The following is a 648-nucleotide window of genomic DNA, read 5'->3' as shown; positions in this document are numbered from 1 at the left end:
CCTAATAAATGATAATTATTATCAATTCATTTCCCATTTGGTTCAAGATTTTTTAATTGATATTTGTTCATTGCTTTAATTCTGATTTAAAACCAGCTTAAAGACTGATTTTTATTTTAGATTGATGATTGGATAGAGTTTTCAATCAAGGTGAATACATGCAAACTAAGGCATTCACTTTGCATGTATCACACTTCATGTTATGCACTTACTCAGGCTGAGCACTTCTAGACTTGGCAAATACCAATAAAATAATCACAGCGAAGGCAGCGGCAACACCAAATGCAAAGCTCAGGCTATAACCAAATACAGCTGCAATTGCAATGAGTGAGGATGACATAGTCATTTCACCTAAGTCTCTCGCACTTTGTATCGCAGTCATATCTGTTCCTGTTTGCAGGCCTTGTTGAGCAAAACGCATCGCCTGAGTCATCAGTGCCACTGATGCAGCCCCTGAACCAAAACATCCCAAGACAGTAGCCAATAATGCACTGCTAAAAGTGATCTGTTCTATAGCTGATAACATAATCCATAAGCCTGCTGAAAAGATCGTCATAGCCAAACCAAAGATAAAAATTTTACGCGTACCAAAGTATTGAATGAGCCAACCACCACCACCGCAGCCCAATAAAATTGTAACAACACCGC

The 648-nt window shown here is 38.6% G+C and carries 1 pseudogene; it reads right to left on the bottom strand.

Annotation, left to right across the window (positions count from 1 at the left end):
- Positions 1-208: 208 nt before the first annotated feature.
- Positions 209-648: pseudogene (locus Aru01_RS18425) on the bottom strand (MFS transporter); the annotation flags it as partial.

It is taken from the genome of Acinetobacter rudis (genome assembly GCF_000829675.1).
In the GTDB taxonomy this organism is placed as follows: Bacteria; Pseudomonadota; Gammaproteobacteria; order Pseudomonadales; family Moraxellaceae; genus Acinetobacter; species Acinetobacter rudis.
This window is presented reverse-complemented; position numbering and strand designations above follow the sequence as displayed.